At 44.4% G+C, this 15,116-nt stretch carries 14 protein-coding genes; 1 reads left to right on the forward strand and 13 read right to left on the reverse strand.

Annotated features, from left to right (window positions below; all coding sequences use genetic code 11):
• Positions 1–7: 7 nt before the first annotated feature.
• From RRU94_RS24555 to RRU94_RS24575, 5 genes are all read right to left on the reverse strand, one after another.
• Positions 8–1,495 carry an alpha-N-arabinofuranosidase gene (locus RRU94_RS24555; RefSeq protein ID WP_315693442.1) on the reverse strand — a complete coding sequence of 496 codons (1,488 nt, stop codon included), beginning with the start codon at positions 1,493–1,495 and terminating at the stop codon, positions 8–10.
• Between the two features lie 42 nt (positions 1,496–1,537).
• Positions 1,538–1,948, reverse strand: coding sequence for a hypothetical protein (locus RRU94_RS24560; protein WP_315693443.1), 411 nt, complete (start codon positions 1,946–1,948; stop codon positions 1,538–1,540).
• 36 nt (positions 1,949–1,984) lie between these two features.
• Positions 1,985–2,854 (reverse strand): carbohydrate ABC transporter permease, encoded by an 870-nt coding sequence (locus RRU94_RS24565; protein WP_251272520.1) that lies wholly within the window; start codon positions 2,852–2,854, stop codon positions 1,985–1,987.
• A gap of 79 nt (positions 2,855–2,933) precedes the next feature.
• Positions 2,934–3,812 (reverse strand): carbohydrate ABC transporter permease, encoded by an 879-nt coding sequence (locus RRU94_RS24570; RefSeq protein WP_315693444.1) that lies wholly within the window; start codon positions 3,810–3,812, stop codon positions 2,934–2,936.
• A 63-nt stretch (positions 3,813–3,875) separates the two neighbouring features.
• Complete coding sequence (locus tag RRU94_RS24575) at positions 3,876–5,120, reverse strand: extracellular solute-binding protein (RefSeq protein WP_410493063.1); 1,245 nt, start codon at positions 5,118–5,120, stop codon at positions 3,876–3,878.
• Positions 5,121–5,403: 283 nt separating this feature from the next.
• Here RRU94_RS24575 and RRU94_RS24580 point away from each other — a divergent pair, with 283 nt between their 5' ends.
• Entirely contained in the window at positions 5,404–6,306 is a 903-nt protein-coding gene (locus RRU94_RS24580; protein ID WP_315693446.1) for an ArsR/SmtB family transcription factor, read from the forward strand.
• Positions 6,307–6,355: 49 nt separating this feature from the next.
• Here RRU94_RS24580 and RRU94_RS24585 read toward each other — a convergent pair whose 3' ends face one another.
• The 8 genes from RRU94_RS24585 to RRU94_RS24620 form a co-directional block, all read right to left on the reverse strand.
• A complete protein-coding gene (locus RRU94_RS24585) occupies positions 6,356–7,375 on the reverse strand; it encodes an aldose epimerase family protein (RefSeq protein WP_315693447.1) in 1,020 nt (339 codons plus the stop codon).
• 57 nt (positions 7,376–7,432) lie between these two features.
• The gene (gene araA, locus RRU94_RS24590) at positions 7,433–8,905 is read right to left on the reverse strand and encodes an L-arabinose isomerase (protein ID WP_315693448.1); all 1,473 of its coding nucleotides are present in this window, start codon (positions 8,903–8,905) and stop codon (positions 7,433–7,435) included.
• 88 nt (positions 8,906–8,993) lie between these two features.
• On the reverse strand, positions 8,994–10,625 hold the full coding sequence (locus tag RRU94_RS24595; RefSeq protein ID WP_315696132.1) for a xylulokinase: 1,632 nt from the start codon (positions 10,623–10,625) through the stop codon (positions 8,994–8,996).
• A 116-nt stretch (positions 10,626–10,741) separates the two neighbouring features.
• Positions 10,742–11,434 (reverse strand): L-ribulose-5-phosphate 4-epimerase, encoded by a 693-nt coding sequence (araD, locus tag RRU94_RS24600; protein WP_251272420.1) that lies wholly within the window; start codon positions 11,432–11,434, stop codon positions 10,742–10,744.
• Between the two features lie 138 nt (positions 11,435–11,572).
• Positions 11,573–12,703 (reverse strand): GntR family transcriptional regulator, encoded by a 1,131-nt coding sequence (locus RRU94_RS24605; protein WP_315693449.1) that lies wholly within the window; start codon positions 12,701–12,703, stop codon positions 11,573–11,575.
• A gap of 85 nt (positions 12,704–12,788) precedes the next feature.
• Positions 12,789–12,932, reverse strand: a complete 144-nt coding sequence (locus RRU94_RS24610) for a hypothetical protein (protein WP_315693450.1) — start codon at positions 12,930–12,932, stop codon at positions 12,789–12,791.
• A gap of 396 nt (positions 12,933–13,328) precedes the next feature.
• A complete protein-coding gene (locus RRU94_RS24615) occupies positions 13,329–14,159 on the reverse strand; it encodes a carbohydrate ABC transporter permease (protein WP_309090632.1) in 831 nt (276 codons plus the stop codon).
• On the reverse strand, positions 14,159–15,055 hold the full coding sequence (locus tag RRU94_RS24620; protein ID WP_375164547.1) for a carbohydrate ABC transporter permease: 897 nt from the start codon (positions 15,053–15,055) through the stop codon (positions 14,159–14,161). The genes RRU94_RS24615 and RRU94_RS24620 overlap by 1 nt, the downstream gene beginning before the upstream one ends.
• Positions 15,056–15,116 lie beyond the last annotated feature (61 nt).

Genomic DNA, 15,116 nt, shown 5'->3' on the forward strand with positions numbered 1-15,116 from the left:
ACGCTCCTTAAGAGTGGATTGTGAGCTGGATAATAGACATGTTCGGCAGCTGTGCCGTTAATTGGCCGTTTTCCACTGTAAAGTCGGTGTACGCTTCTGGCTTTACGCGCTCCGGATTTTCGAATGTGTTATGCGCATTCATTTCATCCGCTGTTAGCATGCGTCCTTCAATAGATAAAGAGCCGCCAGCAATACCCCGGATATCAATGGAAACGGAAGCTGGGTGCTGGTGGTCAATGTTATACAAGCTGAGATGAATAACGCCATCTGCATTTTTCGATGCTGTTGCATTTACTTGAGGAAGCATATCCCCTTCCATTTCATACGTTCCGCTGTCAACACTTACATCAAGGAGCTGTGCTCCCTGGTGCTCTTTATACATATCAAATACGTGATAAGTCGGTGTAAGAAGCATTTTTTCGTTATCCGTCAGCACCATCGCCTGCAGAACATTTACGGTTTGAGCAATATTGGTCATCTGCACACGGTTTGCATGATCGTGGAAGATATGGAAGTGTACGGCCGCTACAAGCGCATCGCGGATCGTATTCTGCTGGTATAAGAAACCTGGGTTTGTACCCGGCTCCACATCAAGCCATGTGCCCCACTCATCAATAATCATGCCGATACGCTTGTCAGGATCGTATTTATCCATGATCGTTGAATGGCGTGTAATGAGCTCGTTCATATGTAATGCTTTTTTCATTGTCACGAACCACTCGGATTCTTCAAAATCAAGCGCAGAGCCTTTTCCTTTCCAAAAGTCACCTGGAATCGTGTAATAGTGAAGGCTCAGCCCATCCATAAACGGCGCCGCTTCACGCATCAGCACTTCAGTCCAGTTGTAATCATCGACGTTGGCACCACCGGCAATGCGGTAAATTTTATTATCGCCGTAGTTGCGGACGAACGTTTGAAAACGGCGGTATAAATCGGCATAGTATTCCGGCCGCATATTGCCGCCGCAGCCCCAGTTTTCATTTCCTACGCCAAAATACGTTAAGTCCCACGGTTCCTGACGGCCATTTTCCCTGCGCCAGTTGGCCATTGGCGACTCGCCGTCAAATGTCATATATTCAATCCACTCTGACATTTCCTGCACGCTGCCGCTGCCTACGTTGCCGCAAATGTAAGGCTCACATTCAAGCATTTCACACAGCATCATAAACTCGTGTGTACCGAAATGGTTGTTTTCTACCACACCACCCCAGTGTGTGTTGATCATATGCTTTCGCCCTTCCCGGGGCCCGACTCCATCACGCCAGTGGTATTCGTCTGCAAAACAGCCGCCTGGCCAGCGAAGCAGCGGAATGCGAATGTCTTTCAGTGCCTGCAGCACATCGTTGCGAATGCCGTTTGTATTTGGAATCGAAGAGTCTTCTCCCACCCAGATTCCTTCATAAATACAGCGGCCAAGGTGTTCGGCAAAATGTCCGTAAATGTTTTTATTAATCGTTCCTTTTGTTACATCGGTATTGAGTACAACGTTGTTCATCCCAATCTCTCCTTTTTCATTCAGTACGTGTTCAGTTCGTTTCTAGCAAGCCTGCCGGGACAGTTTAATCGCTTTGTTTTTAGCTGAGTAAACAATGAACGCAAGTAAAAAGAGGACAAATCCGACTACATCCATCACAAGCAGCTGCAGGATGCCCCAGCATGCAATCCAAACGACGACTTTCGGCTGAATGGCATTGTCTTTTATGCTTCTGGCAATCAAAAAGTTGATAATGGCCCCGACGAAAATAAACAAGCCAAACGTCACAATCACTTTTGATACATTGTCCAGTAACGTTGCGCCCGCCATTGCATCTTCAACAGAAGCCCCTTGAAGCCCCTGCGCCCCTGTTGTTTTAAACCAGGTTGAATAGCCGAAAATGGTCACAATCGCTGTCAATGCATTCCACAGGGAGCCTGCTGTCAGCAGCTTTCTTTCTAATCCTCTGTTCATATGTGTTCCTCACCTTTTAAACCAAATTTTTGACCCTTATCCTTTTACGCCGGAATTCAAGTTAATAGATTGAACAAAGTATTTTTGCGCGAATATAAACAAAAGCAATGTCGGAATGATGGCTAATATCGCCGAGCTCATCAGCTGCCCGATCATCCGGTAGTTTCCGTAAATGTCCTGAAGCAACAGAAGACCAGCTGTAACAGGCATTTTTTCTACATCGGTATACACAATAACCGGCCAGAGAAAATCATTCCACGATCCAGTAAATGAAAACAGTCCGCAAACAATTAATACTGGCTTAATCAAAGGAAGGATAATCGAGTAGTAAATTCTAAATTCACTGGCGCCGTCTACCCGGGCTGATTCATCAAGCTCCTTTGGAATCCCTTTCATAAACTGTCGAACAAGAAAGATATTTCCCATGCCTGCAAGACCCGGAATGATCATGGCCCAGGCTGTATTCACCCATCCAAGTGCATCAATAATCTTATAGGAAGGAATCAGGTTGACGACACCTGGAAAAAAAGAAATACCGAGAAGTGTGAAAAATAATGTATCTCTTCCTTTAAAGTTCAAGCGGGAATAGCCGTAGCCGGTAATAGAAATCACAACAATCACCAGGAGTGTATGCATTGTTGCAATAAACATTGAGTTTAAAAGCCACCGTAAGATCGGCGCCGTGGATGTGTTTTGCAAAACGGCTACGTAGTTATCGACTATCCAGTTGACCGGCAGCAGGCTGAATCCGGTAGATACCACTTCTGTCTGGGAACGAAACGATGTAGTAATCCCAAATAAAACGGGAATGGCCCAAATCACGCAAACGGCGATTAAAAACAAATACGCTAAATACTTGGAGACGCTTATTTTTCCAGGCTTCATGCGAACGGCGCTTCTTCCCATCTCTTTAGAAATCGTTGCATGCTTTGACATTTTGCTTCCCTGCCTTTCTATTCTGTAGTTCCAGCTCATGATCAAATATTTAAGCTGCATTCCGGTTCATGATAAAATATTGCAATGCGGAAATCACCAAAATAACCAGCCCCAACAAAACAGCCATCGCTGAAGCCATCCCTGCAATCGACTCTCCATGCCCAAATGCCAGCTGGCGGATGTACATCATTAACACGGCTGTACTTTGATGCGGGCCTCCATCTGTCATCATAAGCGGCTGGCCGAAGACGTTAAAAGCACCGGCAGTCGTCATAACGAATGTGTAAATAAGCGGGAAACGAATAGATGGCAGTGTAATGCTGAAAAATTTTCGAATCGGTCCAGCACCATCAATATCTGCTGATTCATATAAATCTTTTGATACTCCGTTAATCGAAGCACGGTAGATAATCATATTTCCACCTACACCGCCCCATACTGTTAAAACAATAATGATCAGCCAGGCATACGGCTGGTTTGCAGCCCAGACCGTTTCGGAACCGAATACATTATTGGTGATGCCCAGCTGCTTATTAAAAATCAATGACCAGATCAGAGCGGCAGCAGAAATAGAGATCAAACCCGGTATATAAATAACGGACTGGATCAGGCTTTTCATTTTTACTGCTTTATGTTCCAGTGCCACAGCAATCATTAATGGAATAACAATCAGCAGCGGTACGCTCAGAAAAACGAAAATTAAGGTATTTTTCAACCCGTTTGTGAATTGAACATGAAAGGTTGATTCTTGATCAAAGAGAATCGTCCGGTAATTCTCGAGCCCCACCCATACGGGATCACTCATTAAATTCCACTGAGTGAACGAAGCATAAATACCGTAAATCGTCGGCAGGAAAATAAAAACAGCAAACAAAATCACATGTGGACCTACAAAGAAAAGAGGGGTTGCGTTCAGTTTTTTATTCATAGGCTTTCAGTTCTCCTTTTAGAAAAGGGATGTGCCGCAATCGGGCACATCACCTGTTACTTTCTACTTCGCTGCTCCGTTGTCGCCTTCTGAAATCTTATCCTCAACAAATTTCTGCATCGTTTTCAGCCCTTTATCGATGTCCGTTTCACCGCGGACAATGTCTGGCGCATAAGTGTCTACCGCTTCAGCCACATACGGATAATATTCATATGTGTAAATATGAAGCGACTGTGTTTCTTTTTCATTTGATGTAAAGAAAGACTGCGTAAATTTCTTGTATTCTGGGCTTTGGTTTACTTCGTTACTCGCTACAATCTGGCCGGCTTCCGCCCATTTAATTGAATTTTTACGGATAAAATCAAGGAATTCGGCAATCCCTTTTTCTTTTTCTTCTGTTCTTTCTTCATTTTTCAGCATCGCGAACAAGTGCGAAGATGCTCTGTTTGTAAACTTCTCAGGAGTAGGGGAGTACACATTTGTAACGCCGAAGTTCAACCCTTCAACATCTGCGTGAGCAGTAGAGCTCCATGTTCCATCTGTTGAGAATAATACGTTGCCGGATTGGAACATTAAATATCCATCTTCCCCGTGCGGCGTCATGATTCCCGCATCATTCAAGCTTTTTACAGATTCAAGTGCTTTTCTCATTACATCTGTATCAACTGCCGGTTTGCCGTTTTCTTGAATGTCTCCATTGAAGTTTTGGATCTGTGCTAAGATTACCCAGCCAAGAAGTGCATCGTTGACAACATAATCGCCTTTATCAAGCTTGCCTTGCAGAGAAAGCATTTCGTCAATCGTTACGACATTATCATCAAGAAAACTTGTCGCATTGTATTTTTCAAGCAGATCTTTGTTGTAGTACATGGCACTGCTGTGGATATCGAGTGGTACTGTATACTGTGTTCCATCGATGTTTCCGGATGACCAGGCCTGCGGCAGGTAGTTTTCTTCTTTTAATCCTTCTTTTGAGGAGATAATATCGGTCATCGGCTTTAATACATCTTGTTTAACAAAGCCTGGTACACGGTCTGCGTGAATAATGGATAAATCCGGTACACCTTTGCCAGAATTCAGGACAGTAGACATTTTTGTGTACATATCCGCTGTTACAACATGTTTCACTTTAATTTCTGGATCTGTTTCGTTATAGGCTTTAACAAGCTCATCCATGTATGCACCGTCTTCTCCAGTCAGCGGTGTCCAAAACGTGATTGTGTTTTTATCACTGCCGCTGCACCCCGCCAAAATGGTTGTTACAAGAAAAACAATGATCAACGAAAGGCTAAAGCTTTTTTTCAAAATGTTCTCCTCCTCATTCGTCCCAATTCTGTTTAGACAATTGATTTTCGGCCTTTGATCAATTAACTTAGTCATATTATAGCTTCATGTTGAAAACGCTGTCAATAACTTATTTATAAATTATGTATTTAATTATTTTTATTTGATTAATAAATATGTTAACTACATGGTTGAAAAAACATAAATAAAAAAAATAATTAACTTTTTAATTATTTTATGTTTTAATTAATCATTATAAAGTTATTGTTTATGTTAATCATAGTTCCGACAGAAAGAAGGAGTGCTTATGCAATTAGAAATCGACAGCTCTTCGCTCGTTGTTTATGAGGCGCTGGCAAGCGAAGTCCGCTTAAAGATCATTCAGCTGCTTTCACGGAATAAGATGAATATTAAAGAGCTGGCTGAGGAACTCGGCATCAGCAGCCCGATCGTCACCAAACACATTAAAAAGCTTGAAGAAGCAGGAATCATTAAAACGGAAAAAGTGCCCGGAAAATCCGGTCAGCAAAAAATCTCCATCTTAAAAGTTGATCATATTGAGATTAACTTTCCGAAAAAGATCTTTCACTCGTTTGCTTCGTATGAGTCTTCCATTCCGATCGGCCACTACACTGATTTCAATGTAAAGCCGACGTGCGGGCTTGCAACGGAAAAAGAATTTATCGGCCGGGTGGATGAACCGCAGTATTTTATGGATCCGCAGCGGGTGGATGCAGAAATTCTCTGGTTTACCCAGGGGTTTGTTCAATATAATACAGCCAACTTTTTAAAACCGGGTGAAACATTGCAGCAATTAGAGATTGCGTTGGAACTATCTTCGGAATTTCCTTTTTCTAACGATGTCTGGCCTTCAGACATTACGTTTACTCTAAATGGAATCGAGCTGGGCACGTGGGTAAGCCCGGGCGACTTTGCGGATACAAGAGGAAAATACACGCCTGACTGGTGGCCGCATAACATCAATCAATACGGACTGTTGAAGACAATCCGTATTACCAAACACGGCACATATATCGATGGCGATCCGTTATCCGATCTTTCTGTGGAAAACTTGGATACAACCTGTGACAGATGGACGTTTCGAATCGAAGTGAAGGAAGGTGCCGAACACGTTGGAGGCGCTACCCTTTTCGGAAAAAAATTCGGAAATCATGCCCAGGATATTGTATTTAAACTTTACTATTTATAAGCACTTGAGAAAAAGCGGACATTTCACATGAAACGTCCGCTTTTTAACATTATTGGATGCTAAATTGATAAATCGTGTGGGCTTTATACGTTTCTCCTGCACGGATAATGCTTTGCGGAAAGTGCGGCTGGTGAACAGAATCTGGCAGTTCCTGAGTTTCAAGGCAAAGACCTGCATACTTTCGGGAAATTCCGCCATCCAGTTTTTCTCCGTCTGTTATTTGCGTGCCAGAATATAAAACAACACAGTTCTGATCCGTTTTCATACGCAGCACACGGCCGCTTCCCTCATCTGATAGGATGATATCCTCCTGCCCGTTTAACAAGAATGGATGATCATATCCTTCACCCGCCAGCTTATTCTGCGGATCATCTGACTCTACACCGGCTCGGATGGACTGGCCGCCGCGGAAATCAAAAGCCGTGCCTTCAACCGGCCGCAGCATGCCGGTCGGCAGAAGTTCCTCATTTAGCTCCCCATACCGGTCGCTGTCGAGCTGGAGCACGTGGTCGGTAATATCCCGCTTTAAATCGCCGCTTAAATTAAAATACGTATGGTTGGTCATATTGAGAAGAGTCGGCTGGTCCGAGACCGCTTCGTAATGAATCGCAAATTCATTCTCATCATTCAGCGTGTACGTAACCACTGCTTTCACATTCCCCGGATATCCGCCTTTTCCATCAGGACTTTCATGGGTGAACCGGACACCGCCTGCTATACATTCCGATTTCCAAACTACTTTGTCAAAACCAGATTTGCCGCCATGCAGATGATTATTCCCATCGTTTTGTTCAAGTGTATACGTTTTTCCGTCCAGCTCGAATGATCCGCTGCCGATCCGTCCGGCAAACCGGCCAATTATCGCCCCCAAATACCATGGATTTTGAACATAACGATCTGCATTCTCATAGCCGAGTACAACGTTTTCCAGCTTTCCTTCCCGGTCCGGCACAACGATTTTCGTAATGATACAGCCATAATCTAAAAACGACACAGTCATGCCATTTTTATTTGACAGCGTAAACTCTTTTATATTGATGCCATTAATGGTGCCTGTCATAATGTCCATTCCTTTCCTTATGAGAAAAAAGGCCGGCCCACGAATGAGACAGCCTCTCCCTCTTGTTTATTTCCAGATTGCTTCTCCCCACTTCAGCTCGTTGCGAAGCTGGGAGGTTTTTGTATCCTTATCAATGATAATGCATTCAATGCCGGCCATTTCTGCAAAATCATACAGCTGCTCAGCGCTGACAGCGAATGAAAGAACAGTGTGATGGGCTCCGCCTGCGTAAATCCAGGATTCAGTGGCTGTTTTCAAAGACGGCTGCGGCTTCCACAGCACTTTAGCAACCGGCAGATTCGGCGTTTGCTGCGGTGACTCAACCGCGTCTACCACATTGACGATCAGCCGGTAACGCCCGCCCATCTCAACAAGTGATGCGTTAACTGCCTGGCCGCTCATACCATCAAACACAAGACGGGCCGGGTCTGCTTTGCCTCCAATGGACAATGGATTCACAACAATACGCGGTTTCGAGGCGGCAACAGTCGGGCACACTTCAAGCATGTGCGAGCCAAGAATCATTTCATTGCCGGCTTCTAAATGATACGTATAATCTTCCATAAACGATGTCTGTTTGTTGCCTGCCGCGATTTTCATCATGCGGAGCAGAGCGGCTGTACGCCAGTCGCCTTCACCAGCAAATCCGTAGCCGTCTGCCATCAGCCGCTGTGCAGCAAGGCCTGGCAGCTGCTCCATGCCGTGCAAATCTTCAAAGTTTGTTGTGAACGCGTTATAATTTCCCCGTTCCAAGAACGAACGCAGCCCGATCTCGATTCGTGCCTGTTCTTTGATCGCCGCGCAAATATCATCACTTTCTTCAAATATATATTGCTGCTTGTATTCTTCATAAAGAGAATCGATTTGGTCCTGTGTGACGTTATTCATTTCTTCTACAAGATCACCAATGCCATAATAGTCTACGACCCAGCCGAATTTAATTTGCGCTTCTACTTTGTCACCATCCGTAACGGCTACGTTCCGCATATTGTCACCAAAGCGGGCAACCCGGATATTCGGCCCCTCAGTTACCGCAGCGGCGATATTCATCCAGTCGCTTACATTTTTCTTAACTGACTCATCCTGCCAGTGACCGACAATGACTTTGCGGCCAATTTGCATACGTGTACCGATAAATCCATACTCACGGTCTCCATGTGCCGCCTGGTTTAGATTCATGAAGTCCATATCAATGCTGCTCCACGGGATCTCACGGTTAAACTGTGTATGCAGATGAAGAAGCGGCTTTTGCAGCGCTTTCAAACCAGCAATCCACATTTTCGCCGGAGAAAAAGTATGCATCCAGGTAATGATGCCGGCACAGTTTTCATCGCTGTTCGCCTGCTGCATCAACTGGTGAATATCTCCGGATGTTGTCAGTACTTCTTTAAAAACAATCGGGTAAGACAGCTCAGCCTCTCCATTTAGTCCATTTACGACTTCCTCTGAATTTTTCTGAACTTCTTGCAGCGCTTCTTCTCCGTACAAGTGCTGGCTTCCTGTAACAAACCAAAATTCTTTCTTATCTATTGCTAACATACTTCTCGCTCCCTTGAGTTATTTTCGCCCCTAACAGGTGCATTCAATATATTTGATTCATTCAAGACCGGCCTAAGAAACCTTTTCTTTAAACCAGCTGCTCTACTTTCTTCTGAATGAGTAAATGATCAATAGCGGCTTGCTCAATGGCAAGTCCTTGCTTATAACGATCCATAAAGGCTTCAAAACCTTCCACATCTTCTTCGTCTGCCTCTACTTCCACACCGACATTGTCGCCAAATACCTTTTTATCCAGATACTCTTCTAATGATTCATTTTCTTCTTTATTAGCTGTAAAAGATGCAAGCAGCGCAATTCCCCAAGCACCGCCTTCACCAGCAGTTTCCATAACAGATACAGGCGCATTCATGGCTGCGGCCATGATCTTCTGTCCAACACCTTTGGTCTTAAACAGACCTCCATGTCCCAAAATCTTGTCGATCCCAATATTTTCTTCATGTAAAAGAATGTCCATCCCGATTTTCAAAGTGCCAAGTGCCGAAAATAAATGTACACGCATAAAGTTTGCAAGGTTAAAATTGCTTTCTGGCGAACGGACGAATAACGGCCGGCCTTCTCTCATTCCTGTAATATTCTCACCAGAATAATAACCGTAAGACAGTAGTCCTCCGCAATCCTTATCCCCTTCAAGAGCCCTATTGAACAAGACTTCAAACAGTTTATCCTTATTTACTTGATAACCCAGGGCTTCTGAAAACTCTTCGAACAGCTTCATCCAGGCATTGATGTCAGAAGAACAGTTATTCGCGTGAACCATACCAACTAAGCTTCCAGAAGGCGTAGTCACGAGGTCGATTTCTGGATAAACCTTTTTCAATTCTTTTTCCAGCACGATCATCGCAAACACTGACGTTCCCGCTGAAACATTTCCTGTACGCTGGGCAACACTGTTGGTTGCGACCATGCCCGTTCCTGCGTCGCCTTCTGGAGGACAAAGCGGAATGCCAGCTTGAAGGCTGCCACTCACGTCTAATAGCTTGGCGCCATCTTCTGATAATTGCCCAGCTTCATCACCCGCCTGCATCGTCTGCGGTAAAATCTCTTTTAATTTCCACGGATAATTCTTTTCCATGATCAAATCATCAAAAGCTTGAATCATCCTTGTATCGTAATCCTTTGTTTCCACATCAATTGGAAACATACCAGAAGCATCTCCAGCCCCTAAAACTTTTTTGCCGGTCAGTTTCCAATGGATATAGCCAGCTAATGTTGTGAAGAAATCAATATTTTCTACATGTTCTTCTCCGTTTATAATCGCTTGATATAAATGAGCAATACTCCATCTTTGCGGGATATTATAATTAAAAAGGGCTGTTAATTCTTTTTCTGCCTGTTCAGTGATCGAGTTCCTCCATGTACGGAATGGAACCAGCAGCTCTCCGTCTTTATTAAACGCCATATAGCCGTGCATCATCGCACTAAAGCCAATGGCACCAACCTTTTGAAGGATTACGCCATACTTTTCTTTCACTTCATTTGCCATCTCTTGATAACTTGTTTGAAGACCTTTCCAAATGTCATCAAGAGAATATGTCCATATTCCCTCTTCCAAACGATTCTCCCATTCATAGCTTCCAGAAGCTATGGACGAGTGATTAGAGTCAATCAAAACGGCCTTGATGCGAGTAGAACCAAACTCAATACCTAAAGCTGTTCGACTGCTAGCGATATCAGCTTTTATTAGATCCAGCTTATTCATCATTCAGCCACTTCCTTTTAATCGATAATGTACGATTCCTCATTAGACTTTGCCGGGTGCTGAAGGGTTCATTTATAGTCAGGTCCCGAAGCCCTTATCAACGACGCTATAACGGTTTATCCTTTTTGCCCGTAATAGGCGTTAACTCCGTGTTTCCGCAAATAGTGCTTATCCAGCAAAAATTGGTCAATCGGCTCAGTGTCCGGATTCAACTGAAACGTATTCAAGCCCATCTTAGCCACTTCTTCCAGTACAACTGCATTATGAACCGCTTCGCTTGGCGTTTTTCCCCAGTTAAACGGCGCATGTCCGTACACGAGAACACCAGGCATCGCTTTTGGATCAAGGTGTGTAAAGGTTTCAATAATGACATTACCGGTCTCCACTTCATATGCCTGTTCAATTTCCTCCCTTGTCAGCGGGCGGGTACAGGGAACTTCTCCATAGTAATAATCAGCATGTGTGGTTCCAAGCGCCGGAATGGCTCTGCCCGCCTGCGCCCAGCTTGTAGCACAGGGAGAGTGAGTATGAACCACGCCGCCAATTCCCGAAAAATGCTTGTATAGAATTAAGTGCGTGGCTGTATCTGATGAAGGCTTTAACGTCCCTTCTACTACATTTCCGTCCAAATCTACGACAACCATATCTTCTACAGTCAGCTGGTCATACGCAATGCCGCTCGGTTTAATGACAACGAGCTGCTCCCTTTCGTCGAAACCGCTTACATTACCCCAGGTAAAAGTAACGAGTCCATGCTTCGGAAGAGATAAGTTTGCTTCCAGCACTTCCTGTTTTAATTGATCCAGCATAATAAGCCTCCTTATCCCAACTTGTACGTATATATTTACTTCTTAAGATTCATAATAGTACAATATGTACGCATAATCAATATCTATTATGATAATTTTTCAATAACTTGCAGAAAAAACAAAAAGCACATAAACAAGTTACTGTTTATGTGCTTCTTCTGCTATTTTAACCGATGACCGAATGTGAAGCTCCGGTTCAAATAAAATGGATTCCTGCTTTGGTTCCCTCTGTGCCGCTGACCCTTTCCTCTCTTGAACAAGCTCTAAAACGAGCCGCGCCGCTTCCCTGCCAAGATCACTTTTTGGATGTGTAACTGTGGTAAGCTTGACTTCAGATACATCCGCTAAAAAGGAGTCATCGTATCCAACCATGGCGATATCGTCCGGGACACGGAGTTTTTTCTCACGCAGAAGGTTCAGCAGGCTGAGCGCCAGCTGGTCATTGTAGCATACAAGAGAATCCGGTGCCCCGTCTCCCTGCTGTTTGAGCAGCTGATCCAGTTCCTGAGCCGGCTTGCTTTCCTTTTCTTCGGTGTAATACGTAATAATATTTTGCGGTTCAATGGGAATCCGATGCTTCCGATGTGCTTTCAGGAAGCCTTTCATCCGTTTGACCCCCTGGATATCGTCGGTTTTAAAAAAACCGGCAATATTCCGGTACCCCTGCTTAATTAAAAACTCTGTCTGCAGAAAACCTCCTCGTTCGTCATCCACTGCGACATAAAGAGGCTCAAGCTCATCATAGTAGGCATTCATCATCACATAAGGAATGTTCTGCCGTTCTAAATTTAAATAATAGTTGATATTCGGATTGCTGAATGCACTTTTGGTTGGCTCAACAATCACTCCATCAAATGAACCGGACAGTATTTTCTCTAAAATCTCCCGTTCTGTTTGATGATTGTTGTTTGTGCTGAAAAGTGTAACATGATAGCCCTGCTCGCTTAATACAGATTCCGCACCCCGAATAATGGACGGAAAAATATAATCTGAAATATACGTTGTAATAAGGGCAATATTTTTCTGTCCAGCCGGGTCCAAAACCGCACCGTTTGCCTGACGGTCAGCGCAGAATGTGCCTGCTCCCTGCTCCCGGTAAAGCCAGCCTTTGTTGACAAGATCGCCTATTGCAAGCCTGACCGTATGGCGGCTGACTCCAAACTCCTTCATCAGCTCACTTTCCGAACTGATTTTTTGGTGAGGCAAAAATGTACCATCCAAAATGCGCGATTGAATCGCTTGTTTCACGATGCTGTGTTTGGTTGCCAAGCGATCACCTCCCCGTTTTGTTTCTTTTCCCTATAACTTATACGTATATATTATCACAAGAAAAATAAGATGTATGTAGTTTTATTCAGTCAACGACGAGCCTGCTTCCCGCTGATTCGTCCAAAAAAAGAACGGCCTTCTCATAAGAAGGCCGTTTCAATCTGTAGACAAAGTCTTTCACTTTTAAAAAAGAGCCGATAAGTGAAGCCTGCCGGACTTCGCGTTCCACGGGCAGTGCGGGAGCCTCCTCGGCTGCGCCTGCGGGGTCTCCCGATTCACTGTACTTCCCGCAGGAGTCTTCATCCGGCAGGCTTCACTAAGTCGTGCTGAAGATTAATAAGCAAGGAATGATCAGGCATTTTCCCTTTTAAACAGAAAAATACGAACCTGTTAGCTCTATACAATCCCGTCGCAAACCACTTGGCGACGGAAGGGCAGTGCAGACTCCTATGGGACTAGCGGGCAGCTGAGACCGGTGGAGCCGTCAGGCGAAGTCGGGCTCAGCGCCTGCCCCGTGGAAAGCGGAGCTGCCCGGACGCCGTCGATCCATCCCATTCATGTGCACGGTCATACATATCATTTGTCTACAATTTGGAACGGCCTTCTCATAAGAAGGCCGTTTTTATTATCCTTTTACACTGCCGGCTGCAAGTCCTTCAATAAAGAAACGCTGCAGGAACAAGAACACAATCACCATTGGCAGCGAAGCCATAAGGGCGGCGGCTGCTACTAAATTCAACTGGCTTGAGTTTTGTCCGAAGAAACCAGCCAGGGCTACCGTTAAGGTCTGCACGCTCGAATCCTGCAGGAAGAAAATCGCAAATTGATAGTCGTTCCAAATATAAACGGAGGAAATGATTAACACAGTCGCCGTAATTGGCTTTAAAAGTGGGAATACAACCCTGAAAAAAACACCAAGTGTACTCGCTCCGTCGATTCGCGCCGCTTCTTCCAATTCTTTCGGAATCGTCGAACGGATAAAGCCAGCATAAAGGAAAATCGTCAGCGGCATAAAAGCTGCCACGTTATTTAAGATCGCAACAAGGTGGGTGTTCATCAAGCCGACATCGACAACAAGCCGGTACAGGGGTACAAGTGCTGTTAGCGGTGGAATTACCATCACTCCAACAAACAGCATGTACACATATTTATTCAGCTTTGTTGTCCGGCGTGCCAATGCATACGCCGCCATTGAGCCAAAAAAGATCAATAAAACGGCTGAGCAAATAGTAATAATCGCCGTGTTGATAAACGCGTTGCCGAGATTTGCCTGCTCCCAGGCAAGCACGAAATTTTCAGTATCAAAGGAAGTGGGAAACGCCCATTTTGACGTGAAATCCCCCACTTTTTTCAGCGATGTGGTGATCAGTATATAAAACGGGACGAGGTGAAAAAGCGTAATGACAAGAGCGAGCCCGGTCAGCAGCCATTTTGTCCTTGAAGATATGTGTTCCATTATGCTTCAACCTCTTTTCGTTTAAAGTAGATGAGCGCCGCCATGCTGATGACTAAAATAATAACCGCCATTAAAACCCCCTGGGTCGCCGCATAGCCTGCATCCTGGCGTGAAAAATAAAGATTGTACATAAAAGTAGACATCGACTGGGAAGCATTCCCCGGTCCGCCATTTGTCAAAGCGACGATTACATCAAACAGCTTTAATCCGCCAATAATATTCAGTACCATATTAATAGTAATAGACGGCATAAGAAGCGGAATCGTAATGTTTTTAAACTTTTGCCAGCCGGTTGCTCCGTCGATGTTCGCTGCTTCGTAATAATCTTTTGAAATGCTTTGCAGTCCTGCCAAATAGATAATCATGGCAATACCGACGAATTGGAAAGTGTTCACAAAAACAATAATATACGGGTTTACAGCGGGGTTGCCGAGCGCGTTAATCGGCTCTTTTCCAAATAGAAGGAAAATATCATTTAATGCTCCTCCTTGAAACGCAAAGAAGAAATACCAGATGTAGCCCATAATAAGCGGGCTGATAATAACCGGCAGATAAATAACCGTTCGTGTGAAAGAGCGTACTTTTAAATTGTGATTGAGCAATAAAGCGTAACCCAGTCCGACAATGTTTTGTAAAATCGTACTGCCTATGCCGTACAGCAATGTATTTTTTACAACAAGCCATGTGTCAGGATCAGCGAACATACGCTTATATTGATCAAGCCCAATGTAATCGTACGTTTGTGAGAACCCGTTCCAGTTGGTAAAGGAAATACGAATTCCATCTATAAACGGATATACAATAAACAAAACAACAATCAGGACACTGGGCAGATACATCCACCAAAGAGACGATTCCCGGCGGCTTCTTTTCAACTTGGCGCTTTTTGTTTTCATGCTTGTTTTTTCGGGTGCTTTCGTCAGCTCGGCCATTTTTATCCATCTCCTTTACGAGCCG

The sequence above is a fragment of the Domibacillus sp. DTU_2020_1001157_1_SI_ALB_TIR_016 genome, from assembly GCF_032341995.1.
Lineage (GTDB): Bacteria > Bacillota > Bacilli > Bacillales > Domibacillaceae > Domibacillus > Domibacillus indicus_A.